This window comes from Aliikangiella maris (assembly GCF_040719265.1).
In the GTDB taxonomy this organism is placed as follows: domain Bacteria; phylum Pseudomonadota; class Gammaproteobacteria; order Enterobacterales; family Kangiellaceae; genus Aliikangiella; species Aliikangiella maris.
In genome coordinates this window covers 96,890-123,202 of sequence record NZ_JBFDAH010000007.1, presented here as the reverse complement: position 1 = coordinate 123,202, position 26,313 = coordinate 96,890, and the positions used below count along the sequence as shown (strand labels likewise).

Genomic DNA, 26,313 nt, shown 5'->3' with positions numbered 1-26,313 from the left:
TATTTAACGGAGTTCTATTGTGATTAATGATATTAAACAAGATGCCAGTACCCGTATGGATAAAAGTGTTCAGGCATTTAAACTGGCTTTACAAAAAATTCGAACAGGTCGAGCGCATCCTAGCTTACTTGATCATATCAGTGTTTCTTATTACGGTGTTGATACGCCGTTGAATCAAGCCGCTAACGTTTCTATTCAGGACTCTCGTACCATCACGGTTCAACCATTTGAAAAGAATATGATTGCACCAATCGAAAAAGCACTAATGGAATCAGATATTGGGATTACACCTAATACAACAGGCAATTTAATTCGATTACCATTACCGGCGTTAACTGAAGAAAGACGTAAAGATTTAATTAAAGTTGTTGGTAATGAAGCTGAAGGTGCAAAAGTTGCTATTCGTAACATTCGCCGTGATGCAAACTCGACATTAAAAGAGTTAGAAAAGGAAAAAGAAATTAGTGAAGATGATGAGCGCCGTGCCCAGGACGATATTCAAAAGCTGACCGATAAATTTGTAAAAACAGTTGATCAGTTAGTTGCTGATAAAGAAAAAGAACTAATGGAAATTTAATCTTTTCAGCCAAATTTAAGCAATGCGCCGTGTTATCGGTCTGATGACGCGGCGTATTTATTTTTAACACTTAAAAGATAAACGACCAGAATGTATGAGTGAAACAAATATTCCAAAGCATGTTGCAATCATTATGGATGGGAATGGTCGTTGGGCAAAAGCAAAAGGGAAAAAGCGAACTGCTGGTCATAAGGTTGGTGTAGAGCGCGCTCGAGAAGCTGTGCAAACTGCTGCAAACCTTGGAATAAAGTCTCTGACTTTATTTGCCTTTAGCAGCGAAAATTGGAACCGTCCCAAGGAAGAGGTTTCATACTTAATGGAACTATTTATCGTTGCGCTCAATCGAGAAATTAAAGCATTGCATAAACATGGTGTGCGCCTTAAATTTATAGGTGATACGCTTGCCTTTAATGAAAAATTGCAAAAAGCAATTAATAAAGCTGAACAGCTGACTAAAGATAACTCAACGTTAAGTTTAAATATTGCAGCAAACTACGGTGGACGGTGGGATATAGTTAATGCTGTAAATCAATTAATTCAACAGTCTTCTGATCTCACACAAATTACAGAGTCGACACTCGAATCAAAATTAGCGACGGCTGATCTACCTGCTTTAGATTTAATGATTCGAACTGGCGGTGAAACTCGTATCAGCAATTTTTTGATCTGGCAGGCGGCCTATGCCGAATTATATTTTTGTGACACACTGTGGCCAGACTTTGACCAACAGGCATTAATGCTTGCGGTGGAGGAATATGGCAGGCGACAGCGCCGATTTGGATTAACTGGTGAACAAATTATTGGAACTAAGTAAATAAAGAATATGCTTAAACAAAGAATTATAACTGCACTCCTCCTTTTACCAGTAGTACTCGGTTTGGTACTCAATACTCAGCTTAATTATTTTGCCGGAGCACTTGCTGTTATTGTTTATTTGTTGTCACTTGAATGGGCTAAGCTTGCAGGGTTTAACCGTAATATCAGCCAGACAGGTTATGCGCTTTGTGTTTCAAGTATCGTATTAACGGTATGGTATTTGGCTGATAAATTATTTGTTTGGCCATCGCCAAGTTGGCCTTATGCGCTGGTTTGGGATTATCCTATGTTGTTGCTGGGTCTTGGCGTGATTGGATTTGTCGGTTCGATAATAGTGGTTGTCGGCTATTCTGAAATTCCCAAATGGTGGGCAAATAAGTTTGTGGTATCACTTTTTGGCGTATTGCTATTACCTGCATTTTTTGTGGCATTTATCAGTATTCGAAATGTTGGAGTGCTAGATAATTTTTACCGCGGTGGCCTATTTTTGTTACTGATGTTTTGCATCGTCTGGGCCGCAGATACCGGTGCTTTTATTATCGGTAAACTGTTTGGCAAACATAAATTGGCGCCTATTGTGAGCCCTAATAAAACCTGGGAAGGTGCAGTCGGTGGTTTTGTCTTTAGTTTCCTTACCGCTTGGATTGGCGCTAACTGGTTAGGTATTGAAATTCATGATCCCGTTATTTACTCCATTATAGCGGTTTTGATGGCGATATTTTCGGTGATGGGGGACTTATTTGAAAGTGCACTTAAGCGGGAAGTCGGTATCAAAGACACGGGGAATTTACTTCCAGGACATGGCGGATTGCTCGACAGACTCGATAGTACAATTATTGTGGCGCCACTTTTCTTTTTGGCTTTTAGTTACTTTGGTTGGTTCAGATAATGCAGCGTTTATGCATTTTAGGTTCTACAGGGTCGATTGGGTGTAGCACACTTGATGTCGTTGCACGCAATCTGGATAAATACCAGGTTGATGTGTTAACTGCCAACACTAACGATGAAAAGCTATTTGAACAGTGTTTACAGTTTAAGCCTCAGTTAGTGGTGATGACTGACTATGATGCGAGCCAACGATTGGCACAAAAAATTAGCGAACAGCAATTACCTACTTGTGTAAAATGGGGGAGCGAATCGATTGTTGAAGCTGTTCGTCTGCCGCAGTTAACTACGGTGGTCGCTGCAATTGTTGGTGGTGCCGGTTTATTGCCAACCTTAGCGGCTGTTGAATGCGGACTGAAGGTGTTGCTGGCTAATAAAGAAGCTTTAGTGATGTCTGGTGACATATTTATGCAAGCCGTAGTGGAACATAACGCCGTCTTGCTACCTGTCGATAGTGAGCATAATGCAATATTTCAGTGTTTAGGGGTTAATCATCCCCTTGCTCGTCCCGAACTTAAGGGGGTTAATAAAATCCTGCTCACGGGATCGGGTGGTCCATTCCGTGAAGTGCCCATTCAGACGTTGCATACAATGACACCCGAGCAAGCTTGCGCACACCCAAATTGGGATATGGGAAAGAAAATATCGGTAGATTCTGCAACCATGATGAATAAAGGTCTAGAGCTAATAGAAGCTTGCTTTTTATTTAATCTTCAATTAACACAAATAGAGATTGTAGTTCACCCGCAAAGTGTGGTTCACTCTATGGTTTCGTTTGACGATGGTTCAGTAATCGCGCAAATGGGTAAACCAGATATGAGAACGCCAATTGCACATACTTTAGCCTGGCCTGATAGAGTTCGGTCGGGTGTTGCGCCGTTGGATTTTTGCAAAATGGGACAACTTACTTTTGAAGCGCCTGATTTTAATCGTTTTCCATGTCTTAAATTAGCTGAAAATGCTATGCGCACAGGTGGAACGGCTCCATGTGTGCTTAATGCCGCAAATGAGGTGGCTGTTGCTGCATTTTTAGCGCAAGAAATTAAATTTACTCAAATCGCGAAAACTATTGAATTAACGATGCAGCAAATTCCTGTCAGTACTGCTGATACCATATCGCAAGTTTTAGCTGCTGATACTAATGCTCGTGAGGTGGCTTTGGGTATTATCGAGCGAGGAATGAATTAGTGTCTGAACTACTCTGGAACGCCTTTTATTTTATTGTCACACTGGGTGTGTTAGTTACTTTTCATGAGTATGGTCACTTTTGGGTTGCGCGAAAGCTTGGAGTGAAAGTGCTGACTTTTTCAATTGGTTTTGGTAAACCAATATGGAAACGGGTCGGAAAAGATGGGGTAGAGTACATTATTGCGCAGATTCCATTGGGTGGATATGTAAAAATGCTCGACTCCAGAGAAGGAGAAATAGCCAGTGAAGATAAGCAATACGAATTTACTCAGAAACCATTATGGGTGAGAAGCGCTATTATTCTGGCTGGACCGGTAGCTAACTTTATTTTAGCTATCTTATTGTTTTGGTTTATTTTTGTTTATGGCGTTACTGCTATGTCATCGCAACTTGGCAAAGTTGAACCCGAGTCAATTATCGGCAGTGCTGGGGTAAAAAGTTTTGATACCATTACTCGAGTTGACGGCGTGCCCGTAACGATGATGCAGGATGTACTAGAAACTATTGCTCGTCGAATGGGTGAAAATGGTACGCTCGAATTAACTGTTCTGTCGGAAAAAAGTTCGCGGCAAAGAACTATTGATGTATCGCTTGAGCGTTGGCAGGTCGATGAATCAAGACCCGATATTCTCGGTTCACTCGGTATTCGACACATCAGTTATGATAAGATTATCGCGCAAATTGATGAGGTAACCGACAATAGTGCGGCAAGTAAAGCCGATTTACGAAAAAATGATATTATTCGGCAGTTTGATGGGCAAAAAATTAACAACTGGTTTGATTTAATACGCTTCACTCAGGCAAAAGCTGGTAAAAGCGCAGAATTGCAAATTGAGCGAAATGGTGAACTGATAAATAAAACTGTGGTCATAGGTTTTCGCGAGTATGATGGAAAACAAGTTGGTAGTTTAGGTGTATCCGTAAACCGACCTGATTTGTCTCCCTATATGACCACTCGCCAAGTAGGGCTGTGGGAAGGATTGGGACTGGCAATTGAGAAAACCGGGCGAATGATTAGCCTAACTGCCAGCTATTTGTTGAAGATGATATCTGGTGATATTTCAGCTAAAAGTCTGAGTGGACCATTTTCAATCGCCGAAGGCGCGGGCGGCAGTGCTCGCGTAGGATTAACAACATTTATCGGATTTATTGCAATGATAAGTGTTAATCTTGGTTTTATTAATTTATTACCAATACCCATGTTAGATGGTGGACACTTGATGTTCTTTTCCATCGAAGCAATCAAAGGTAAGCCGCTTTCAGAAAAAGCACAGGCTATCGGATTGCAGATTGGCGTTGTCATGGTTTTTGCGCTAATGGCAATAGCAATTTTTAATGATTTATCACGTCTGCTTTGACGTGTACACCGATTATTTAGGGAATTATGAAGTATTACTATAAATCCAAATTAGTTCGTGCAATGCTCGGTGCATTTGCGCTGTATGGTGCAACCGCAACGCAGACTGTTATGGCGGCAGAAAAAACAACCAGCCAACTGACCACGCCTAAAACTTTTGATGATGAATTTATTGTCACTGAAATTGATGTAAATGGTTTACAGCGAATGGAGCTAGGTACATTTTTCAATATGCTGCCATTGCAGGTTGGAGAAAAACTAGATTCTTCTCGTGTACCTATTATTATTCGTACTATTTATGCCTCTAATAGTTTTGAAGATATTCGCATGTTTCGTGATGGAGGCAAGCTCTATATCGATCTGAAAGAGCGTCCAACAATATCTGAAATTACTATCGAAGGTAACTCAGATATCAAGACCGAACAAATTCTCGATGCGATGCAAAAGTCTGGGTTTGCAAAAGGCGAAATTTTTGATCCTTCAGCGATAAAAAGTATCAAGCTGGGGATGGAAGAACAGTATTTTGCACATGGCAAATACTCTATTAAAATTGAAGATAAAGTCATTACCCAATCGCGTAACCGAGTCCATATTAAGTTTATTGTCAGTGAGGGAGAACCTGCAAAAATTCAAAAAATCAGCATCGTAGGAAACAGCATATTCCCTGATGAAGAATTACTCAATCAATTCGAACTATCAACTGGTGAGTGGTATTCTTTTTTCTCAAGTGAAGATCAATATTCGCGAGAAAAACTCTCTGGCGATCTTGAAACATTGCGCTCTTATTATCTCGACCGAGGTTATTTAAAGTATGAAAATACATCGACTCAGGTATCTATTTCACCAGACCGCAAAGGTATTTACTTAACCATCAATATTGATGAAGGCGAAAAATTTAAAGTTAATGATATCGTCTTTTCGGGTGACCTAATTTTAACCAAAGAGCAGCTTTCCAGTGTCATGCCGCTTTCTAAAGGAGACACTTATTCTGCCGCCGCTATTTCTTTTGCTGAAGAACAAATCAAGCGGAGTCTCGGATTTTATGGTTATGCATTTGCGAAAGTTGTAACCGTACCAAACGTTATTGAAGGTGAAAATAAAGTTGATCTCACCTTGTTTGTTGATCCGGGCAAAAAAGTGTATGTCAATCGAATTAACTTTGCAGGAAATGAAACTACGAACGATGAAGTTTTGCGTCGTGAAGTTCGTTTAATGGAAGGTAGCGCTTTATCGAATGAAGCAGTTGATCGTTCTAAAGTGAGATTACAGCGACTCAGTTATCTGGAAGAGGTTAATGTAGAAACTCCAAAAGTCGAAGATAAAGAAGACAGAGTTGATATTAACTATCAAGTGAAAGAGCGATCCGCAGGTACAATTCAAGGCGGTGTTGGATACAGTGAAAGCTGGGGAACTTCTTTAAATGCCAATGTCAGTCACTCTAACTTTTTGGGATCAGGAAAAAGAATTCAGTTTGGAATTAACAAGAATAAATATTCTGAAAGTTACCGTGCAGATTATTGGGATCCCTATTTTACACTTGATGGAATCAGTGCAGGTGTGAGTTTAGAATATTCTATTACCGATTATAATGAGCTGCGTTATTCTAGCGGTCTATTAGATACCGCCAGTTTATCATTTAATTTAGGATATCCGATTAATGAAGTATCACGCTTGAACTTTGGTATTGGCTATCAGGATAGTAAATTAAAAGCATCACGAATTACACAAGCAGTACAGGTTATCGATTTCTTCAATGATAATGGTCAAGATATCCGCGTTGATCCGACTTTTGATTATGATCTATACCGGCTGAGTGCGGCCTGGACACGAAATACTTTAAATCGTGGTATTTTTCCAGATCGAGGAACCAGTCAGACTTTCTCTACAAACTTTACCGCACCAGGGAGTGATTTAGAGTTTTATAAATTAGATTATTCGATTAATCATTATTTACCGATTGCACCAGGCTGGACATTTTTAAGTAAATTTAGAGCTTCTTGGGGGAAAGGCTATGGTGATACTGAATCTCTACCTTTCTTTGAGAATTTTAGTGCGGGGGGATCAGGCACTATGCGAGGGTTTGAGAGTAATACTATCGGGCCTCGTGCGGTAGATCTTGAAAACTACGAGGCTATACCGCCTATTTCGCCAGATGGAACCCAAAGCTCTGTTCCTTGGATTTTACCATCAGAATTGAGTACCGCTGTTATAAGTCGCAGAACAGCCGGTGGTAATGCACGTGTTTTGGGGACTTTAGAGCTAATTTTCCCTGTACCATTTGCGGAAGATAATAACTCTTTACGCACCAGCTTGTTTGTTGATGTAGGGAATTTGTGGGATACTCAATTTGATATCAATCGTTATGGCTATTTACCAGCGAGTGAACTTGATAAGATTCCTGACTACTCTGAGCCCGGTACCTATCGCGTTTCGGCTGGATTCTCGCTACAATGGTTGTCGCCAATGGGACCATTGACAATCAGTTTGTCAAAACCGATCAGAAAAGAAGAGTTGGATGAAACCGAATCTTTCTCATTTAATGTAGGTAAAACGTTTTAAAATAAGAATTTGTTTTTTAAATTGATAAGGGTATTAAAATGTTGAAAAAATCAATCACAGCGTTAGCTTTTGTTTTGTTTTTTATTGGAAGTGTTAGCGCGGCTGATAAAATTGGTGTAGTGGATATGCAGCTAATTGTTGCTAAAACACCTCAATTTGCAACGATAAAAGATAAAATTGAAGATAAATTTAAAGAACGTACCGACGCGCTTAAAGCAATGCAGAAGAAAGGTGAAGAATTACAAGAAAAAGGCAAGCGTGATGCCATGACAATGACGCAAATTCAAAAGATTGAATTACAAAGAGAGCTTCAGGCTTTAGATGTTGAATTTAATCTGAAGAAAAAATTTCTTGAAGAAGACATGAAAATAACCAATAACGTCGAAACTGCAAAAGTACGTCAAACAATTGATAATGCTATTAAAAAAGTTGCAATGGAGCAAAAACTTGACATTGTGTTAATGAAAGATGTCACTGTGTATGTCGATAATCAAGTGAATATCACGGATAAGGTTATCAAAGCATTAAGTAGTCCAACAGGGAAATAATTTGACAGCAAAAGTATTTACGGTCGCGCAAATTGCGCGGCTGCTGGATGCTGATTTTGTTGGAGATGGTGATTACCAGATAATCACCCTTGCGCCACTTGATGAAGCTGGTGAGCATGACATCTCATTTCTCAGCAATCCAAAATTAAAAGAACAACTTAACACAACCCAAGCTGGTTGTGTTTTGCTTTCTCATGATGTTAGAGAGCATACGCTAAAAAATGCGATATATGTAAAAGACCCTTATTTAGGATTTGCCAAGGTCGCTCAAGAACTCGACACAACGCCAAAGCCACTGCCTGGCATTGCTGAATCTGCAATTATTAATAAAAATGTTACTATCGAAGCTGGCGTATCGATTGGCGCCGGTGTGGTTATTGAAGAAGGGGTTTTTATTGGTGCTGATTCAATTATTGAGGCAAATTGCGTTATCGGTCGGCAGGCAAAAGTCGGTCAAAAGTGCCGACTTTATGCGAATGTAACCGTATATCATCAAGTTGAAATTGGTGATGGATGTATTTTGCAGTCAGGCGCTATTATCGGTTCGGATGGTTTCGGGTATGCTAATGAAAAAGGTACCTGGATTCGAATACCGCAAACAGGCCGAGTAATTTTAGGTAAAGATGTTGATGTAGGTGCGAATGCTTGTATTGATCGGGGTGCACTAAAAGATACGATTATTGGTGATGGTGTTAAAATCGATAATTTATGTCATATTGCACATAATGTTGTTATCGGAGAACATACTGCGATGGCAGGGTTTACCGGTATTGCTGGCAGTGCCACAATTGGCCACCATTGTACGTTTAGTGGCCGCTCATCAATTTTAGGTCATTTGTCTATTGCGCCTGGTACACATGTTACTGCTTGTAGCTTAATCAATCGTTCGAATAAAGAGCCTGGTGTTTTTTCATCGGGAACCGGAATGCAGGATAATAAAACCTGGCGAAAAAATGTTGCCCGATTCAGACAATTAGATGAAATGGCAAAACAATTGAAAAAATTAGAAAAAGAATTGTCAATTTTAAAAGGTGAAACCAAGTCATGAGTGAAAGCTCTAATTCCATTAGCACTTTAGATATACATGAGATAATGAAAACGTTACCTCATCGATATCCGTTTTTATTAGTAGACCGTGTGATTGATTACCGTGTCGATGAGTATTTGCATGCAATTAAAAATGTTACTTTTAATGAACCGTGTTTTACGGGGCATTTTCCGCATCGACCGGTGATGCCCGGTGTCCTGATTTTAGAAGCGTTAGCCCAAGCAACAGGGATTTTATCTTATAAAACAATGCAAGAGTTACCTGATGAGAACTCGTTGTATTATTTTGTTGGTATTGATAATGCGAGATTTAAACAGCCTGTTGAGCCAGGTGATCAGGTTTTATTAAAAGTTAACTTACTAAAAAGAAAGAAGAGTTTGTGGAAGTTTGAAGCCGAAGCGTTAGTTGATGACAAAGTTGTCTGTGCTGCTGATCTTATGTGTTCAAAACAGGATATAAACTAGTGATTCATCCAAGTGCGGTAATCCATCCATCAGCTAAGTTAGCTGATGATGTCAGTGTTGGTGCTTTTTCAATTATTGATGAAAATGTTCAGATTGATTCGGGGACAGTTGTAGGTCCTCATGTTGTCATTAATGGACATACTAAGATTGGTAAGAATAATCATTTTTATCAATTTTCGTCGATAGGAGAGGCCAACCAAGACAAAAAATATCGGGGAGAACCGACACTGACCACTATTGGTGATGGAAATATCATCCGTGAAGCCTGTACGATACATCGAGGAACGGTGCAAGATCGTGGTGAAACCACTATTGGTAATAATAATTTATTAATGGCTTATACGCATATCGCACATGATTGCGTACTGGGTAATGATATTGTCATTGCTAATAGCTCTAATCTTGCTGGGCATGTTCATGTCGGTGATTTCGCAATACTTGGTGGGTTTTCAGGAATTCACCAGTTCGTGCATATTGGTCAGCACGCTTTTATTGGGATACGGAGTACAATTACTCAGGATATACCGCCATTTGTATTATTCGCAGAGGCTGCTCCACGTTCAATTAATGCCGAAGGTTTAAAACGACGTGGTTTTAGCAAAGACGAAATCGCATTATTAAAACGTGCCTATAAAGTTATCTATCGTCAAGAGCTCAAAATTGAAGAGGCAATTGCACAATTAACTCAAGATGCGGGAGAGTCTAAATCGGTACAAATCATGATCGACTTTATCCGTGCTTCGCAGCGTGGTATAGCACGTTAAAATTTAATTTTAAACTAATTTTAGATATCTCTAATTGTGAATAAATGTTTTTATCTGGTTGCTGGAGAAGCTTCTGGAGATATTTTAGGTGCGCGCTTGATACGCGAACTTAAAAACTATTTTCCAAAGGCAACATTCAGTGGTATTGGCGGCCCTTTGATGATGGCTGAGGGATTTCAATCTTTGTATCCTATGGAACGTTTATCTATCATGGGGATTGTGCCCATTTTAAAGCGATTACCTGGATTGCTAAAAATGCGCAATGATTTAGCGAAGCATATTATCGAACAAAATCCAGACTGTTTCATTGGCATTGATGCGCCGGTTTTTAATACAGGGCTTGAATTTCGTTTAAAACATCGGGGTATTAAAACTGTTCACTATGTGAGTCCTTCAGTATGGGCGTGGCGCGAAAACCGAATTCATAAAATTGCCAAGAGCGTTTCATTAATGTTGTGTCTTTTTCCGTTTGAATTAGAGATTTATCAGCGGTTTAATGTCCCGGCGGTTTGTATTGGCCATCCTCTTGCAAATGAAATTCCTCTTTCGCCAAATACAACACAAGCAAGACAAGCATTAAAGATCAAACCAGACAATTTAACATTGGCCATATTACCTGGCAGTCGAGGAACAGAAGTTAAATTTTTACTTCAACCCTTTATCGAAACCGCACAAAACTTATTGCAGCACTATCCTAAACTACAAATACTTATTCCGTGTGCTAATTATAAACGTCGAACACAAATTGAAAATTATTTAACACAGTTACCTGAAGCAATGCCGGTCACTTTAATTGATGGTCAGTCTCGTCTGGTGATGCAAGCAGCAGATCTGGTTTTATTAGCATCGGGTACGGCGACGCTAGAAGCCATGTTACTCAAAAAGCCAATGATAGTTGCCTATAAAGTATCTGCTTTTAGTTATTGGGTGTTTAAAAAATTATTAAAAATAAAGCAGTTTTCTTTACCCAATTTATTAGCCGGTAAAGCGATTGTGCGTGAATTTATCCAGCAGGACTGTACTGCTGAAAAATTAACTGAAGCTTCAATTAATTTGATTGAAAATAAAAATAATCTCTCACTTGAAAAAGAGTATATCGAGTTACACCAGACGCTAAAATTAGGTGGAAGTCAAAAAGCAGCTAAAGCCATAGTTGACTTAATAGCACATTAGTCGATAGCCTTTTTTAATGCAACAATGTAAAAATAATGAATCATGAAAAATGTTGTTAATAATCCAAAAGTAGCAGGTGTTGATGAAGTTGGCCGAGGACCATTGGCTGGACCGGTGGTTGCGGCAGCAGTTATTTTGGATCCGGATAATCCTATAGAGGGTTTGACTGACTCTAAAAAACTTTCAGAAAAAAAACGTCAACAACTATCGGATGAAATCAAGTCAAAAGCACTCTGTTGGGCAATTGCTCGTTGTGAACCAGAAGAGATTGATGAGCTTAATATTTTACAAGCAAGTTTATTGGCGATGACCAAAGCGGTGACCCAATTAACGATTCAACCAACCCATTGTCTGGTCGATGGTAACAAATTACCTCAGTTACCCTGTAGCGCAGAAGCCGTTGTTAAAGGTGATTTAACTGAACCAGCTATCAGTGCAGCGTCAATCATTGCAAAAGTCGATCGCGATAATGAAATGGTTGCAATGGATGAGTGCTATCCAGAGTATGGGTTTGCCAGCCACAAAGGTTATCCAACCAAAGCTCATCGTGAAGCAATAAAAAAATACGGGGTAACACCGATTCATCGAAAAAGTTTTGCGCCTGTACAAGAGCAGCTTCAGCTACTCTAAAAATATTAAAAAATTAAAGATAACAACGTTAAAGTTAAAACGTTAAAGCTCAAAGTTTATTTAGTCTACACAAAAATATGACAGAGATAATTGAAAGCCCTACATCAGCAGATAGCGAAACATCTAAAAGAGATTTTGTTCATTTGCGAATGCATACTGAATTTTCTATGGTTGATGGTATTTGCCGAATCAATCCGACAATAGAACGAGTTGCCGAATTAGGTATGCCTGCGGTTGCGATTACTGATAATGTCAATTTTTGTGGTTTGATAAAGTTTTATCGTAAAGCTATTGCCAGCGGTGTAAAACCTATTGTTGGTGTAGATCTTTGGGTCAATGATGCAAATGATGATGCTGATATTTTTCGTATTACTGTTTTGTGTCAGAATAATACGGGCTATTTAAATGCTAAAAAGCTGGTGTCCAAAGCCTATCAAACCAATCAAAAGCAAGGTGTACCGGTTGTCGAAAAAGACTGGTTTATTGAACTGAACGCTGGGCTGATTGTTTTGTCGGGTGGCAAAGATGGAGATGTCGGTCGTGCGCTGCTCGCCGGACATCACGAACAGGCGGCTAACCTGCTCGGATTTTGGAACTTACACTTTTCAAATCGGTATTATCTTGAGCTACAGCGCACAGGAAGAGCTGGTGAGGGGGCATTTATACAGTCGGTTGCCGGATTTGCGCAAGGTTCGGGAACGCCCGTTGTGGCCACAAACGATGTTTGTTTTTTAAATCAAGCCGACTTTGAAGCGCATGAAATTCGGGTTTGTATTAATCAGGGGAGAGTACTTGAAGATCCCAGACGCCCTAAAAATTACAGTGAACAGCAATATTTAAAGTCAGCTGAGGAAATGAACGAGTTATTTGCTGATATTCCAGAAGCATTAGATAACACTGTCGAAATTGCAAAACGATGCAACCTGCATTTACAACTGGGCGAATATTTCTTACCAAACTATCCCATTCCTGAAGGTATGACGATTGAAGAATATTTTAGTAAGTTAAGCCAAGAAGGACTAGAGGAACGATTACCGACACTGCTGGATGTGAATGCATCTGATTTTCATGAGCAACGAAAACGATACGACGAGCGTTTACAGATCGAACTTGATGTTATTAATCAAATGGGCTTTCCTGGTTACTTCTTGATCGTTGCAGACTTTATTCGTTGGGGAAAAGATAACGGTATTCCAGTTGGGCCTGGGCGTGGTTCGGGGGCTGGTTCGTTAGTGGCTTATGCCCTAAAAATTACCGATCTTGATCCGCTGCAATATGACTTGCTTTTCGAACGATTTTTAAATCCTGAACGGGTATCAATGCCTGACTTTGATATCGATTTTTGTATGGATGGTCGAGACCGTGTCATAGACTATGTTGCCGATACTTACGGACGCAATAGTGTATCGCAAATCATTACTTTTGGACGCTTGGCGGCTAAAGCGGTTATTCGTGATGTTGGTCGAGTATTGAGCCAGCCTTACGGGTTTGTTGATAAAATTTCTAAACTAATTCCATTCGATGTCGGTATGACTTTAGCAAAAGCCTGGGAGCAAGAAGAAGAAATTCGTCAACGCTATGAGCAGGAAGAGGAATTCCAAGCAATTTGGGATATGGCCGTCAAGCTTGAAGGTATCACTCGAAATGCTGGAAAACATGCTGGGGGCGTGGTGATTTCGCCGTCAGATTTAACTGACTTTTCTGCGTTGTATTGTGATGAAGCTGGCGAAGGCGTTGTTACCCAGTTTGATAAAGATGATGTTGAATCGGCGGGGCTTGTTAAATTTGACTTTTTAGGATTAAGAACCTTAACCATCATTGATTGGGCTGTTGGAATGATCAATGAACAGCTCATTGGTGACGGGGAAGACAAGCTTAATATTGAAGCGATTGATCTTGAAGATACTAAAACATTTGATCTGTTGAAGGCAGCAAACACAACAGCGGTATTTCAGTTGGAATCCCGCGGTATGAAAGAATTAATTAAAAAGCTATTACCCAGTTCGTTTGAAGATATTATCGCATTGGTAGCTCTGTTTCGTCCTGGCCCGTTAGGCTCGGGAATGGTGGATGACTTTATTAACCGTAAACATGGTCGTCAGGAACTCGCCTATCCACATTCTGATTATCAACATGAAGATTTAATACCGGTACTTGAACCAACCTATGGGATTATTTTGTACCAAGAACAGGTTATGCAGATTGCTCAGGTTTTAGCGAATTTCACCTTGGGCGGAGCAGACTTGTTGCGCCGGGCGATGGGTAAAAAGAAACCTGAAGTTATGGAAGAGCAGCGTAAAATTTTTATGAAAGGTGCAATTGCCAGAGATATTGATGGAGAACTGGCTGGACATATTTTTGATTTGATGGAAAAGTTCGCCGGATACGGATTCAATAAATCTCACTCTGCCGCATATGCCTTGGTTTCATTTCAAACTGCCTGGCTCAAAACTCACTATCCAGCAGCATTTATGGCTGCGGTTATGTCGGCTGATATGGATAATACTGATAAAGTGGTGACTTATGTTGATGATGCAAAATCGCTTGGTATCAATATTGTTCCGCCAGATGTGAATCGAGGCCAATACAAATTTACGATTGATGGTGAAAAAACTATTATTTATGGAATTGGTGCCATTAAAGGGGTTGGTGAAGGGGCGATTCAATCGATTGTCGATGAACGAAATAAAGGCGGAAAATTCAAAGATATGTTTGATTTTTGTAACCGCATCGATTTACGCAAAGCCAACCGCCGTAATCTTGAAGCACTCATTCGCGCAGGTGCATTAGATAACCTTGGCCCAAATCGCGCTGTGATGATGGCCTCTTTGGAGCAAGCAATAAAATCTGCTGAACAATTCAAACGTAACCAGCAGCTGGGCCAAAATGACTTATTTGGTTCTCCTACTGAACATGCAGAAAGTGCCAGCAATGAATTTGTTATGGTTCGTCCATGGCCTGAAGCTAAGGTTTTACAGGGAGAAAAAGAAACCCTCGGTCTTTATTTAACAGGGCATCCCATCGATCGTTATCTCCCAGAAATTCGCCAATTTTGCGATCTAAGATTAAACGGGTTGCAACCAACACGGCGAGGTGAGTATGTAACTGTGGCGGGACTGATTGTTAATATTCGCGTCATGAAAACTAAAAAAGGGTTAAATTGGGCGATTATTACATTAGATGATCAAAGCGGACGTATCGATTTAATGGTGTACAACGAGCTTTATGAAGCCAATCGTGACATTTTAAGAAAAGATGAAATTATTGTCGCCAAAGGGGATATCTCAAATGATGATTTCTCGGGCGGGCTTAAAATGAGTGGTATTGAGATTAGTGAATTAATCGAAGTCAGGGAAAAGTTATCTGATCATTTGCAAATAAATATTAATTTAAATGACAATGCCATGCTCGCCGAAGAAGTCGTAGAAAGCTTATCACCATTCAAAGGTGGCCTGTGTCCTGTGAGAATTCATTGTCAGTTAGACGAGCTTGAGTCAGAGATTATTGCTGGTGGCAACTGGTCTGTTAAACCCACAGATACGCTGCTATTTAATTTACGTAATATTGAAGGTTGCAGTAAAGTAGAAGTCATCTATTAAGTCGAATGATTTATTAAATTGAAGAGCTAACGGGTTTTACCATAACATAATCATCCATGTAATAGCCTTCGCCGATATCTGCTTTTATTGATTTTTGAACTGAGAACCCCAATTTTTCATAAGCTTTTCTTGCTGAATTATCTTTGTTCACGGTCAATGACAATTGCTCACAAGCACTGGCATTCGCCTGTTGCTCGATAAAGGCCAGCATTATACGACTAATACCCTGTCCCCGGGTCGTTGCACTCAAATAAAACTTACTGATGAAAAGATCTTTCTGTTCAATCTTAATAGCAAAGTAGCCACATAGAACATCGTTCTGGTAAACCAGGTAATACATCATTCCTTGCGTTATTTGTTGTACAATTGCTTGAACACTTTGAAATTGGTTGAGCATGTAATCTACTTGCGCTTTGCCAATAATCGGCGTGTAATGTTCTTCCCATATTGTGCGTGCTAGTGGTGCAATAAGTGGTATGCTTAGATCGCTGGCCTGTTGTATTTTAATCATAGTAAAGAAAACTCAAATTAAGTGAAGTCTTATCTTAGTGCATCTTTGCTTCATTTTAAATGTTTCAGTTTTGATTAAAGGTAAAAGATTATTTTTCTAAAATGTTGTTTAAAAAAATAGAATGATAATTTTGACTAAGAATTTTAACTAACAGCTTTGAATAAAAATAAAATGTTGAATCAAAATGCTAGATAGAAATTTTTAATGAAAGTTTTAATGAAAATAATGTAATTAACCGCTAAAGGTTTGCTTTAGTTGACGAAAGAAAAACTTTAAAAATGATAGTTTGCCATACTTTTGAAACAGCAGATTATCAACGCCGATTCAAATAAATGCAATCAGTTGACTTGCTGTTTTCTGAAGTAATTTTTGATTGAACTCATCAGTTATGGCTGTGCCTTCATTCTGATTGATTGGCACTGCGGTTGAGTCATTTGAAAACTTTTTGAGCTTTCCCAGAAAAATCCGCGATATGTCGGTTGTTGAAATATCCGCAGTATTTGATGGGTGCACAATAACTGCTACTTCTCCGTATGCCGCTGTGGCAATTAATAAGGAGATGACTACTAAGCTTAGTTTGACTATTTTCATTATCGTCTCCTTAGTAAATTAGATCTACGCCAATTGAAAAAAACTTGAAATCGCCTACATTCGGGCGCTCATCATCACCACTAAAATAATCTATTTTGAGGGCGGCGGATGGATGAAAGTTATAGCGTAAAGTAATGCCGTTGATACTCATATTACGGGTACCCAGAGCGGACTGTATGGTTTGTCCTGTATTGATTAATATGGGGTTGGTTACTTTAGCGAGAAAATCATTGTCATTAATCTGTTTAAACTCTTCGGTATGTACCGTAACAATATAGTCTGAGAAGCGATAGCCAAGTGCAATATAGTAGGTTTCGTTGGGGGCATCTGCTGATTTATCAACCACGTATTCTGAGGCTTCATAATCGACAATGAAGTTACTGTAATTGATTGACCCTCCCCAGTAATAATAAATTCCTGGCTTGTCACTCATGGCCAGTCCTCTTAAGAATGTATCTATTTCCGCTTGGCTTGCTCCTGATGCATTGATACCTGGTTGAGCTGCGGGAAAGATTAATGCTTCATCTATAGGGGATTCGGTCGCTTGTGTGTCTAGATAACCTGCGAAAAACTTCCACTAGTTTTGGCTCAACTCAAAGCTTAAAGAAACCATATCGTTTAAACCAAATTCAAAATAGTCGTTGACTGCTGCTTGAAAAATTTCACCTCGCCAGCTTCCGTATAGTACTTTTGTGGCTAAATCGATTTCACCTAATTGAAAGTTACTATTTATGGCTGCGCCTTCTATTGTTGCAAAATCGAATCCAAAGTAAACAGATTTTGGAAGACGGGCAAAATTATGTACATAGCCCACTTTTTCATATTCTGATTGATAGAAGAGGGGATTGACCAGTTTACCCGCAATGAGAGTGTGCTGATCGGAAAGCTCATAGGATAGATAGGCCCAGCGGGCTTCTACTTCAAAGTCGTTAATTCCTTCCGACATGAGTTGGACTGTTGCTGATAAACCATCACCCAAATCAGAGGAAAACTGCAAAGCAAATAGACTTTCATCCTTAAATGTAAGTCGTCTGTTGTGTATAGGTCACCTATCTCGGGATTTTGATTTTCATAACCAAATATTTTCCCTGCCCTAATAGAAGCAAAACCATTGATTGTTACTTCAGCTACTGCGGTAAAAGGAATACTCATTGAAACAATTAATATCAACCTTTGTAAATTGCTTTTAAGCGTTTTCATTTTAAAGCCCCGCTGTTATTAGATTAGTATTTTAATTGGAGCTTAGTCCAGCGAGGACTTTTTTCAAATTTTTCTAACAAAATCATTTACTTATTTGCGATATCGAATCAGACTTGGGTTGCTTATAACTGTTTCGAATGAAAATTTTTGTCAGTATTAGATTTACTAACGAGGTGGTTAAAAGAATATCGGATTTAAGATGTTTAGATTGAGTGGTATAACACGGAGGTATTGGGGATAAATCAGGTTTATTGGCAAAGCTTACTATTGGTTATGCTCATTTAAATAATAGATAAAATGTTGGTGTACCATCAATATCTTTATGTTTTGGAGAAGATTGGTTATTAGGGTTTGCTCTGAGCTAAGTCAAAAGTTGATATTTAATTATTTACTCTCAATCTAAATATAAGTTGCTATATTTAAGTTACTATCACTGAGCTATAAGCAATACATGACTTCCATTCCTTAAATATTTAATTTGAACGGGAATCTTAAAGCAAGTAATTAAAAATAGATTGTACAGGGTAAGCTGAAATATTTATTTTAAAAAATATCACAAGCTAATTGAGGTTATTTTGGGAAGATAGTAAACCAATTGTCAGAAAATGTGACATAGAAAATAAGAAATTTATTTTAAACCCTTCTGTTTAGGTTGGAAGTGAGCGATAATCTGTTTTGAAAAGCAGTTTTATACGGCATCGTAAGAAAACAGCAGTGATATAAACAACCTAAAAGAATATGCGGAACTAAGCCGAATTATGTTTAACAAAATCAGAGGTCTTTTCTCGGCCGATTTATCGATTGATTTGGGTACAGCCAATACCTTAATTTACATGCGTGAAAAAGGTATCGTTTTAAATGAGCCTTCAGTTGTGGCCATTCGACATGAACGTGGTGGAAACAAATCAATTGCTGCTGTCGGTGGAGATGCCAAGGTTATGTTGGGACGGACACCTGGCAATATTACGGCAATTCGACCTTTAAAAGATGGTGTTATTGCTGATTTTGAAGTGACCGAAAAAATGCTTCAGGAGTTTATTCGTAAAGTTCATGATTCCAGTTTTTTCATGCGTCCTTCTCCGCGAGTTTTAATTTGTGTTCCTTGTGGGTCTACCCAAGTTGAAAGACGAGCGATTAAAGAGTCTGCTTATGGTGCAGGCGCTCGTGATGTTTACCTGATTGAAGAGCCGATGGCTGCGGCTGTGGGTGCTGGTTTACCGGTTGGTGAGGCACGAGGTTCGATGGTGGTGGATATTGGTGGTGGAACTACCGAAATTGCGATTTTATCATTAAATGGGGTGGTTTCATCTGACTCTGTGCGAATTGGTGGAGATCGCTTCGATGAGGCCATAATTGACTATGTTCGCAGAAATTATGGCACTGTTATCGGGGAAGCGACTGCTGAACGGATAAAACATGAAATCGGCACTGCATTTCCGGGGAATGAAGTTATGGAAATTGATGTCCGTGGACGTAATTTAGCTGAAGGTATTCCGCGCAGCTTTACTATCAATAGTAATGAGGTGTTAGAAGCGATTCAGGATCCTCTAGCGGGAATGATTCGCGCTGTTCGCTCTGTTTTAGAGCAATCTCCCCCCGAACTTGCTGCAGATATCTCTGAAAGAGGTATGGTACTTACTGGTGGCGGGGCGCTGATTAAAGATCTCGATCGATTATTTTTAGAAGAAACTGGTTTACCGGTTATCGTTGCGCAAGATCCTTTAACCTGTGTCGCTCGCGGTGGCGGAAAGGTACTAGAAACCATTGAAGAACATGGTGGTGACCTTTACTGGCAAAACTAACAATTGCTACTTTTACACAATATTTCAGGTTAAATCTTTAATACTTCCTCTAGTCCGTTGATATTACGGGCTTTTAATTATTATTATTAATCAAATTAAGCTATTCTTTAGAGTGATAGAGATACGCTCGAAGGGTAGTTTATTGTCGTTATCTAGTTTATTTATTTTTGCTGAAATATTTCTGGTATTGTTAATTGTTGCCGGATTTATTTTTTATTACCTTAATAATCTGAATAATGAACTGCTGGAGCAGCTTAAAAAACAAAAAGCTAAACTTAAGGATGAAAAAAAGCATGCTAAAGGACTCAGAATTACCATTCAACAACAACTCGAGCAGATAAAAGCACTGGAAAGTCAGCTTGCAGCTTTATCTGTTGAAGATTCCGATGATTCTGTGCTAGAGACTGAGCTAGAAGAAAAAGTTCAACAGCTTTCAGCACAAGTTGATAAATTAAAAAGCCAACTTGACAGCAAATCAAAGATCATTGAGTCGTTAAACCAATCAATTGAACAAACAAAAGCTCAAGCTAATTTGGCAGAGCAAAAAATTCAAAAGCTAGAAAATGAGCTTGCCGATCCCTCCAAAGACATTGCCGAAGATTTCGAAAATCTCTATTACGAGCTGCGTAATGCGATTGCTTATAATATGACCGGCGGTGAAATGGTATTAGAACGACTACAGGAGCATTTAGATGAAACTGGCAATGAAATTGAAGGTGCAAAACTTAGAGAGTTAAAGGAACGCTATAGTTCATTGGGCGAAATGGTAGGTGTTGTCGGTGAGATAGAACTTTTTAATGAGGATGATGAACAACAGAAAAAAGATGAGAAAAAGGTCATTGATAATGCACAGCAAATTGTAAAAAATGTGAGTGAAACTTTACAAGAAGCTCAGGATTTAGAAGACCAATGGGCTAAATATGAGAATTCGTCTGAAAAAGAAATTAGTGATTTACGCAGAGAATTAGCAGAAACAAACTTAATGAATAAAAAGCTGCGTGATGATTTGGATAACGTGAATGACCAATTAATGCGCTTTGTTGCCAAAGCTCGCCTTTTCCAAGCGCAAAAAGAACAAATGAAAGCCAGTAAGGCCACCCAAAATCAAATGCACCGTAACTATATGAGCTTAAGTGCAGACTATAAAGCCTTATCGAGAAAATTCAAAACACTTCAAGCTCGTAATAATATTCTGACTAACCAGTTAGCTAAGCATAGTGATGATAAAGAAAGTATTGAAAAGTTAAATGAATTGCGCAGTTTATTAGAAAATAAAGAAGAGCAGATGGATCGTTTAGAACTTGAAAAACAGATGTTAGAGCAGCAATTTATGCTGATTTCAAAAGAAAGTGATGAAAACTTTAATGCCAATCGAGCCCTTGAGCGGCTCAAAAGTGAGCATGCATTATTGGAACAACAATTTATCGAAGTGTTGAATGAACTGGAAAGTAATGAAGCGGTAGATCAACAAGAATAAGATTGGATCTTGTAACAATGAGTTTATTGGTTTACGTGTGTTTTCTCGCTCTGGATTGTTCATTGTTATTTTTAGTCAATTGCGTTTTTACTAATAGCCGCCCTGAGATTCTAGATAAAAAACTGCATGGCTGATTTGACCATCATTAAATTCAAACTTTAGGTCTAGTCGACTTGATTCAACCGCTTGATTTAACTTGTTGACCTTATCGACGAGCTTGGGAATATTATAAGTTTTTATTAGCGTCAACTCGCGGTTTTCTTCGATATTATAACAATTGGCGGCAATAATACTGAGAATACTTACGGTTGCCTTAGCCAATAGTTTGTCATCAATAGCCTTGTTCTGATAAACACTTGAAGCAAAGGCTTCTGCCAGTCGATCTTTTGTATCAGCTTCGAGTAGCTGGAGTAATTTTACTTTTTTATTAGAGTCACCAAATAGCGCAAGAGTGCAGGGTAGGGTTAACTGCTCCAAAGTAAGCGGTTTAATTTTGCTGACTTGAATGGATTGATTGCATATCAAACTCAACACTGTTGACATTGCCGTTGGTGGAGGAAAGAGGATTGGTTTATCAAGGAGACTTAAAGGTTCTACATATCCACCTTGAGTTAAGGCTGGAATAATATTATCTTTTAAATTTTCAGCAGTGAAAGGTTTATTAATAACAAATAATGCTCCAGCTTTAATGGCTCTGGCGATAGATAATTTGTTTTTCTCCGCTGTTATCAGGCCAATTTTGGTCGATAAGTTGAGTTCTCTGACTTTTTCTAATAGCTCAATGCCCGTCATCTCAGGCATATGCCAGTCGAGTAGCACTAGGTCGGGCGACCAAGTGCGAATGATTTCTAGTGCATCACGTCCATTACTCTGAAACCGAAATTCGTGCTCTTCAAAACCTGCACTGATCAATATCCGTTTGACGATAGTTTGCATGGCTTTACTGTCATCAACGATGAGAAATTTTAGCGTCATCGAAAACCTGTATAAGGCGTAAGCTTTTGAATTTTATTTAATTATAAGACTAGTTGTAAACTCAGAAAATGCAACTGAAAGATACCTTGCCAGTAACACTCTTTAACTGACAAGGATTAAAAATAGACTATTTTATCTGTTGTAGGTTAGTTTAAATCTTGATTCAATTAGATTTAAATATATCGATATTGTAGATAATTAGACTAATTCAGCCCAATGCTACAGCTCAATGTCATAGCTCAATATTGACGGTCTATAGCTTAGCGAGTTGCTTCGTTTAGTTCAGCTGCTAGTAAAGTGTTTTGCATGAGCGTTGCAACTGTCATTGGACCAACGCCACCTGGAACAGGGGTAATCCAACTGGCTCTCTCGGCTGCAATTTCAAATTCTACATCTCCCGTTAACTCTCCGTTCTCTAAGCGATTGATGCCAATATCAACAACAATTGCCCCCGGTTTAATCCAGTCACCTTTAACTAGATTAGGTATTCCGACCCCAACAACGACTAATTCAGCTTTTCTGACTTGAGCTTCGAGATCGCGTGTAAACTGGTGGCACACCGTGACCGTTGCACCACTAAGTAAAAGTTCTAATGCCATTGGACGGCCTACAATATTGCTTGCGCCTACTACAACGCAGTCGAGACCTCTTACTGAAATATTCATCGCATCAAGCATTTGCATAACCCCATATGGCGTGCAGGGGCGCAGTCTAGGAATTCGCTGCATCAAACGGCCGACATTATAAGGATGAAAACCATCAACATCTTTATCTACGCTAATTGTCTCGATGATTTCGCTGGTATCGAGATGCAAAGGTAGTGGTAGTTGGACGAGAATTCCATGAATAGATTGATCCTCATTAAGTTGATTAATTTGCTCAACCAAATCATGTTGGCTGATGGTTGCATCAAACACTAGCTTTCTTGATTCGAAGCCTACCCGAGCGCAAGCATCTACTTTTTTACCTACATAAACATGTGATGCGGGATCTTCACCGACCAGAATTACGGCTAACCCGGGGGCAGGTAAACCCTTTTGAAGCCGCTTTTCTACTTGTTGTTTGATATTTGCCTGAACATCTGCAGATATCTTTTTACCATCGATGATTTGAGCAGTCATAAGTGTCTTTACCAGCCATAAAAATAAGTTATATTGCGTATTTTCTCAATTGTCGCATAATCTGCCAAGAAAATGTTTTTTTATAAAATATTTATTATTCTTATATTGACGAGAATCACTTTAGTCAGTATCATGCGCGCTCTTTGCAAAGGCGACTTTGTAAAGTAAGGATTCGGGGAATAGCGCAGTCTGGTAGCGCGCCTGCTTTGGGTGCAGGATGTCGGGGGTTCGAATCCCTCTTCCCCGACCAATTTATTGTTGTGTGTATGATGAATATAGCAACAAGGGGTTCCTGCGAAACAATGCGTCCGTAGCTCATCTGGATAGAGCATCGGCCTTCTAAGCCGAGGGTAGCAGGTTCGAATCCTGCCGGGCGTGCCATTACGACTCAGTAGGTATTTCGTTGGACTAAAAGAATACGCAGAAAAGTGTATTCCTTGTAAAGGCTTTATGGTGGACGTAGCTCAGTTGGTAGAGCCCCGGATTGTGATTCCGGTGGTCGTGGGTTCAAACCCCATCGTCCACCCCATATTAAAAAAGAAGTTGGGTAAATAACCCTTTTACAAAGTGCGAGAGTGGCGGAATTGGTAGACGCGCTGGATTTAGGTTCCAGTGTCTTGCGGCGTGAGAGTTCGAGTCTCTCCTCTCGCACCACTTTGTAAAACTCAGAAATCTACCTGGTTTTAAATTGCAGATTTTTCTGGCTTGAGCTAGTTGGTGGTCGCCTGAGCTTTGGTGCTAGCCAAATATAATAGTGAGAAATATTCTCATCAATAAAGCTCCAGCAACCTCCCTTCTAAATTAGAATATTAGCGATAGTCATTAAAAATTTATTGTAACTTATTGCCATTACGTTGTAACGACAGTAAGTTAAAGGTAGATTATTGACAGGTAAAATTCTATTGGAGCAGTCAAATGCAAGTTTCTGTTGAAACCACAAGCGGCCTAGAAAGAAAACTAACAGTTGGCATTCCTGCCAGCAAAGTTGATGATGTCGCTGACTCAAGAATGCGTGAACTCGCTAAAACTCAACGAATAAATGGTTTTAGACCCGGTAAAGTTCCGCTCAAAGTAATCAAAAAGCGTTTCGGTGAGCACGTAAGACAAGAAGTGGTCTCAGAAGTTATGCAGCGTTCATTTTATGAAGCTGTTATACAAGAAAAACTGCAGCCCGCTGGTGCGCCACATATTGAACCTGTCGTTATGGAAGAAGGCAAAGATTTAGAGTTCACTGCAACTTTTGAGATCTATCCCGAAGTCGAGTTGAAAGACTTATCTAATATTACTATTGAGCAAGTTACAGCAGAAGTTGGTGATGATGATTTGACCACAATGCTCGACACGCTTCGTGATCAGCAAGCTGCATGGGTAGAAGTTAAGCGCAAATCTAAAGATGGCGATCAAATCAATATTGACTTTACCGGTACCATCGATGGGGAAGAGTTCCAAGGTGGTAAAGCTGAAGGCTTTAACCTTGTTTTAGGTTCAAACCAAATGATTCAGGGTTTTGAAGAGCAGTTGGCTGGTACTAAAGCCGGGGATGAATTGGAAGTCAAAGTAACATTCCCAGAAGACTATCAAAATAAAGATGTTGCTGGTAAAGAAGCAGTATTTGCAACCAAAGTTAATTTGGTCAACAAGAAAGATACGCTGAAAATGGGCGAGTTGGCTGAAAAATTAGGAATTGAAGATGCCAATGTGACAACATTGAAAAATGATATTCGCAAGAACATGGAGCGTGAACTCAATCAAGTGCTTAAATCAAAGGTTAAAGAGCAAGTGATGGATGCCTTGGTTGAAGAGCATGATTTCGCAGTACCACGTGCAATGATTGATCAAGAGATCGATGTGTTAAAGCGCCAAGCATTGCAACAATTTGGTGGTCAAATGGCTAATTTACCGGACCTTCCTTCAGAATTGTTTGAAGACAAGGCGGTTAAACGTGTCAAATTAGGCTTGATTGTTGGTGAAATTATTAAACAGAATAAAATCACAACAGATAAAGATGCTGTTAGAGCTAAACTTGAAGAATTGGCATCAGTTTATGAGCAACCTGAAGAAGTCATCAACTATTATCTTTCTGATGAGAATAGACTGAACGAAGTAGAACAATTAGTTCTTGAAGATAACGTAATTGCTTTCATTCAAGAAAAAGCAAAAGTTACTGAAAAATCAAAGACTTTTAATCAGGTTATGAATCCTGAAAAAGAATCTTCAGAAGACGAATAAATTAAAATAAAGTTTTTTATTATTTACAAACCCGGTATTGAAACTGCTATAGTTAACCCCAATGTTAGCTATGGTAGTGACATACCGGTTTTTTGGTTTTATCCCCAGTAAAAATTAAGGACACCATAATGATAAAAGCAGGCTCTGATATAGAAACTCAGGCACTTGGTCTGATTCCGATGGTTGTGGAACAAACAGCGAAAGGAGAGCGCTCTTATGATATCTATTCCCGACTATTAAAAGAACGAGTTATATTTTTAGTTGGCCAGGTTGAAGACCATATGGCGAATTTGATTGTTGCTCAGATGTTATTTTTAGAATCAGAAAATCCAGATAAAGATATCTCGCTTTATATTAATTCTCCGGGTGGCTCTGTCACTGCGGGAATGGCGATTTATGATACAATGCAATTTATAAAACCTTCGGTTTCCACCTTATGTATCGGTCAAGCTTGCAGCATGGGAGCTTTTTTATTAGCCGGTGGCGCAGAAGGAAAACGCTTCGCTTTGCCTAATTCGCGAATAATGATTCACCAACCTTTAGGTGGATTTCAAGGGCAAGCTTCTGATATTGAAATTCATGCACAAGAAATTTTGAAAATGCGTGAGACACTTAATCGAATATTAGCCAAACATACCGGTAAAAAATTAAAAGAATTGGAAAAAGACACTGATCGGGATAATTTTATGAGTGCTGAACAAGCCGCTACCTATGGTATTGTTGATAGTGTAATAAGCACGAGAGGTTAATAGGTCGCTCTTTAAAAATTTTTGTAGATAATATTGTTGAAATAATAAAT

At 39.2% G+C, this 26,313-nt stretch carries 23 protein-coding genes and 4 tRNA genes; 21 read left to right on the top strand and 6 right to left on the bottom strand.

The window, feature by feature from the left end; translation table 11 throughout:
* Positions 1 to 19 precede the first annotated feature (19 nt).
* From frr to dnaE, 13 genes are all read left to right on the top strand, one after another.
* On the top strand, positions 20 to 577 hold the full coding sequence (gene frr / locus ABVT42_RS08485) for a ribosome recycling factor (protein WP_353874322.1): 558 nt from the start codon (positions 20 to 22) through the stop codon (positions 575 to 577).
* 94 nt (positions 578 to 671) lie between these two features.
* Positions 672 to 1,391: a polyprenyl diphosphate synthase gene (uppS, locus tag ABVT42_RS08480; protein WP_353874321.1), complete on the top strand. Its 720-nt coding sequence runs from the start codon at positions 672 to 674 to the stop codon at positions 1,389 to 1,391.
* Positions 1,392 to 1,400: 9 nt separating this feature from the next.
* A complete protein-coding gene (locus tag ABVT42_RS08475; protein ID WP_353874319.1) occupies positions 1,401 to 2,282 on the top strand; it encodes a phosphatidate cytidylyltransferase in 882 nt (293 codons plus the stop codon).
* Positions 2,282 to 3,466 (top strand): 1-deoxy-D-xylulose-5-phosphate reductoisomerase, encoded by a 1,185-nt coding sequence (gene ispC / locus ABVT42_RS08470; protein ID WP_353874318.1) that lies wholly within the window; start codon positions 2,282 to 2,284, stop codon positions 3,464 to 3,466. Before ABVT42_RS08475 ends, ispC begins: the two co-directional genes overlap by 1 nt.
* Positions 3,466 to 4,824, top strand: a complete 1,359-nt coding sequence (rseP, locus tag ABVT42_RS08465; protein WP_353874317.1) for an RIP metalloprotease RseP — start codon at positions 3,466 to 3,468, stop codon at positions 4,822 to 4,824. Before ispC ends, rseP begins: the two co-directional genes overlap by 1 nt.
* A 26-nt stretch (positions 4,825 to 4,850) precedes the next feature.
* Positions 4,851 to 7,382, top strand: a complete 2,532-nt coding sequence (bamA, locus tag ABVT42_RS08460; RefSeq protein ID WP_353874316.1) for an outer membrane protein assembly factor BamA — start codon at positions 4,851 to 4,853, stop codon at positions 7,380 to 7,382.
* A gap of 38 nt (positions 7,383 to 7,420) precedes the next feature.
* Positions 7,421 to 7,930 (top strand): OmpH/Skp family outer membrane protein, encoded by a 510-nt coding sequence (locus ABVT42_RS08455; RefSeq protein ID WP_353874315.1) that lies wholly within the window; start codon positions 7,421 to 7,423, stop codon positions 7,928 to 7,930.
* A gap of 1 nt (position 7,931) precedes the next feature.
* The gene (gene lpxD, locus ABVT42_RS08450) at positions 7,932 to 8,978 is read left to right on the top strand and encodes a UDP-3-O-(3-hydroxymyristoyl)glucosamine N-acyltransferase (RefSeq protein ID WP_353874314.1); all 1,047 of its coding nucleotides are present in this window, start codon (positions 7,932 to 7,934) and stop codon (positions 8,976 to 8,978) included.
* Positions 8,975 to 9,442, top strand: coding sequence for a 3-hydroxyacyl-ACP dehydratase FabZ (gene fabZ / locus ABVT42_RS08445; protein WP_353874312.1), 468 nt, complete (start codon positions 8,975 to 8,977; stop codon positions 9,440 to 9,442). The genes lpxD and fabZ overlap by 4 nt, the downstream gene beginning before the upstream one ends.
* Positions 9,442 to 10,206: an acyl-ACP--UDP-N-acetylglucosamine O-acyltransferase gene (gene lpxA / locus ABVT42_RS08440; RefSeq protein ID WP_353874311.1), complete on the top strand. Its 765-nt coding sequence runs from the start codon at positions 9,442 to 9,444 to the stop codon at positions 10,204 to 10,206. Before fabZ ends, lpxA begins: the two co-directional genes overlap by 1 nt.
* 36 nt (positions 10,207 to 10,242) lie before the next feature.
* On the top strand, positions 10,243 to 11,379 hold the full coding sequence (lpxB, locus tag ABVT42_RS08435) for a lipid-A-disaccharide synthase (protein WP_353874310.1): 1,137 nt from the start codon (positions 10,243 to 10,245) through the stop codon (positions 11,377 to 11,379).
* A 42-nt stretch (positions 11,380 to 11,421) separates the two neighbouring features.
* On the top strand, positions 11,422 to 12,009 hold the full coding sequence (gene rnhB, locus ABVT42_RS08430) for a ribonuclease HII (RefSeq protein ID WP_353874308.1): 588 nt from the start codon (positions 11,422 to 11,424) through the stop codon (positions 12,007 to 12,009).
* A gap of 77 nt (positions 12,010 to 12,086) precedes the next feature.
* Positions 12,087 to 15,608 carry a DNA polymerase III subunit alpha gene (gene dnaE / locus ABVT42_RS08425; RefSeq protein ID WP_353874307.1) on the top strand — a complete coding sequence of 1,174 codons (3,522 nt, stop codon included), beginning with the start codon at positions 12,087 to 12,089 and terminating at the stop codon, positions 15,606 to 15,608.
* Positions 15,609 to 15,621: 13 nt separating this feature from the next.
* Here dnaE and ABVT42_RS08420 read toward each other — a convergent pair whose 3' ends face one another.
* From ABVT42_RS08420 to ABVT42_RS08405, 4 genes are all read right to left on the bottom strand, one after another.
* On the bottom strand, positions 15,622 to 16,119 hold the full coding sequence (locus ABVT42_RS08420; RefSeq protein WP_353874305.1) for a GNAT family N-acetyltransferase: 498 nt from the start codon (positions 16,117 to 16,119) through the stop codon (positions 15,622 to 15,624).
* Positions 16,120 to 16,443: 324 nt separating this feature from the next.
* Positions 16,444 to 16,710 (bottom strand): hypothetical protein, encoded by a 267-nt coding sequence (locus tag ABVT42_RS08415; RefSeq protein WP_353874304.1) that lies wholly within the window; start codon positions 16,708 to 16,710, stop codon positions 16,444 to 16,446.
* Between the two features lie 10 nt (positions 16,711 to 16,720).
* Positions 16,721 to 17,143: a hypothetical protein gene (locus ABVT42_RS08410; protein ID WP_353874303.1), complete on the bottom strand. Its 423-nt coding sequence runs from the start codon at positions 17,141 to 17,143 to the stop codon at positions 16,721 to 16,723.
* A gap of 144 nt (positions 17,144 to 17,287) precedes the next feature.
* Complete coding sequence (locus ABVT42_RS08405; protein WP_353874302.1) at positions 17,288 to 17,707, bottom strand: hypothetical protein; 420 nt, start codon at positions 17,705 to 17,707, stop codon at positions 17,288 to 17,290.
* A 961-nt stretch (positions 17,708 to 18,668) separates the two neighbouring features.
* Between ABVT42_RS08405 and ABVT42_RS08400 the strand changes: the two genes are divergently transcribed.
* Complete coding sequence (locus ABVT42_RS08400) at positions 18,669 to 19,712, top strand: rod shape-determining protein (protein WP_353874301.1); 1,044 nt, start codon at positions 18,669 to 18,671, stop codon at positions 19,710 to 19,712.
* Positions 19,713 to 19,854: 142 nt separating this feature from the next.
* Positions 19,855 to 21,189 (top strand): coiled-coil domain-containing protein, encoded by a 1,335-nt coding sequence (locus ABVT42_RS08395; protein WP_353874300.1) that lies wholly within the window; start codon positions 19,855 to 19,857, stop codon positions 21,187 to 21,189.
* A 90-nt stretch (positions 21,190 to 21,279) separates the two neighbouring features.
* Here the strand turns inward: ABVT42_RS08395 and ABVT42_RS08390 are convergent, their stop codons facing one another.
* Together ABVT42_RS08390 and folD are read right to left on the bottom strand one after the other, a co-directional pair.
* Positions 21,280 to 22,164, bottom strand: a complete 885-nt coding sequence (locus ABVT42_RS08390; RefSeq protein ID WP_353874299.1) for a response regulator transcription factor — start codon at positions 22,162 to 22,164, stop codon at positions 21,280 to 21,282.
* 260 nt (positions 22,165 to 22,424) lie between these two features.
* Positions 22,425 to 23,285 (bottom strand): bifunctional methylenetetrahydrofolate dehydrogenase/methenyltetrahydrofolate cyclohydrolase FolD, encoded by an 861-nt coding sequence (gene folD / locus ABVT42_RS08385; protein ID WP_353874297.1) that lies wholly within the window; start codon positions 23,283 to 23,285, stop codon positions 22,425 to 22,427.
* Positions 23,286 to 23,458: 173 nt separating this feature from the next.
* On the opposite strand from folD, the gene ABVT42_RS08380 reads away from it, so the two are divergent.
* The 6 genes from ABVT42_RS08380 (at position 23,459) to clpP (ending at position 26,263) form a co-directional block, all read left to right on the top strand.
* A tRNA-Pro gene (locus ABVT42_RS08380) sits at positions 23,459 to 23,535 on the top strand.
* Positions 23,536 to 23,589: 54 nt separating this feature from the next.
* Positions 23,590 to 23,666: transfer RNA gene (locus ABVT42_RS08375), tRNA-Arg, on the top strand.
* A 72-nt stretch (positions 23,667 to 23,738) separates the two neighbouring features.
* Positions 23,739 to 23,814 (top strand) — tRNA-His (locus ABVT42_RS08370).
* A 40-nt stretch (positions 23,815 to 23,854) separates the two neighbouring features.
* Positions 23,855 to 23,939: transfer RNA gene (locus ABVT42_RS08365), tRNA-Leu, on the top strand.
* A gap of 261 nt (positions 23,940 to 24,200) precedes the next feature.
* Positions 24,201 to 25,514 (top strand): trigger factor, encoded by a 1,314-nt coding sequence (gene tig / locus ABVT42_RS08360; RefSeq protein ID WP_353874296.1) that lies wholly within the window; start codon positions 24,201 to 24,203, stop codon positions 25,512 to 25,514.
* Between the two features lie 128 nt (positions 25,515 to 25,642).
* Positions 25,643 to 26,263 (top strand): ATP-dependent Clp endopeptidase proteolytic subunit ClpP, encoded by a 621-nt coding sequence (gene clpP, locus ABVT42_RS08355; RefSeq protein ID WP_353874294.1) that lies wholly within the window; start codon positions 25,643 to 25,645, stop codon positions 26,261 to 26,263.
* Positions 26,264 to 26,313: the final 50 nt, after the last annotated feature.

Bases quoted from the DNA above. Each gene is read 5' to 3' on its own strand.
- uppS (WP_353874321.1), top strand. From the start codon at position 672: ATGAGTGAAACAAATATTCCAAAGCATGTTGCAATCATTATGGATGGG.
- ABVT42_RS08475 (WP_353874319.1), top strand. From the start codon at position 1,401: ATGCTTAAACAAAGAATTATAACTGCACTCCTCCTTTTACCAGTAGTA.
- ispC (WP_353874318.1), top strand. From the start codon at position 2,282: ATGCAGCGTTTATGCATTTTAGGTTCTACAGGGTCGATTGGGTGTAGC.
- bamA (WP_353874316.1), top strand. From the start codon at position 4,851: ATGAAGTATTACTATAAATCCAAATTAGTTCGTGCAATGCTCGGTGCA.
- ABVT42_RS08455 (WP_353874315.1), top strand. From the start codon at position 7,421: ATGTTGAAAAAATCAATCACAGCGTTAGCTTTTGTTTTGTTTTTTATT.
- fabZ (WP_353874312.1), top strand. From the start codon at position 8,975: ATGAGTGAAAGCTCTAATTCCATTAGCACTTTAGATATACATGAGATA.
- rnhB (WP_353874308.1), top strand. From the start codon at position 11,422: ATGAAAAATGTTGTTAATAATCCAAAAGTAGCAGGTGTTGATGAAGTT.
- dnaE (WP_353874307.1), top strand. From the start codon at position 12,087: ATGACAGAGATAATTGAAAGCCCTACATCAGCAGATAGCGAAACATCT.
- ABVT42_RS08420 (WP_353874305.1), bottom strand. From the start codon at position 16,119: ATGATTAAAATACAACAGGCCAGCGATCTAAGCATACCACTTATTGCA.
- ABVT42_RS08415 (WP_353874304.1), bottom strand. From the start codon at position 16,710: ATGAAAATAGTCAAACTAAGCTTAGTAGTCATCTCCTTATTAATTGCC.
- ABVT42_RS08410 (WP_353874303.1), bottom strand. From the start codon at position 17,143: ATGAGTGACAAGCCAGGAATTTATTATTACTGGGGAGGGTCAATCAAT.
- ABVT42_RS08400 (WP_353874301.1), top strand. From the start codon at position 18,669: ATGTTTAACAAAATCAGAGGTCTTTTCTCGGCCGATTTATCGATTGAT.
- ABVT42_RS08390 (WP_353874299.1), bottom strand. From the start codon at position 22,164: ATGACGCTAAAATTTCTCATCGTTGATGACAGTAAAGCCATGCAAACT.
- folD (WP_353874297.1), bottom strand. From the start codon at position 23,285: ATGACTGCTCAAATCATCGATGGTAAAAAGATATCTGCAGATGTTCAG.
- tig (WP_353874296.1), top strand. From the start codon at position 24,201: ATGCAAGTTTCTGTTGAAACCACAAGCGGCCTAGAAAGAAAACTAACA.
- clpP (WP_353874294.1), top strand. From the start codon at position 25,643: ATGATAAAAGCAGGCTCTGATATAGAAACTCAGGCACTTGGTCTGATT.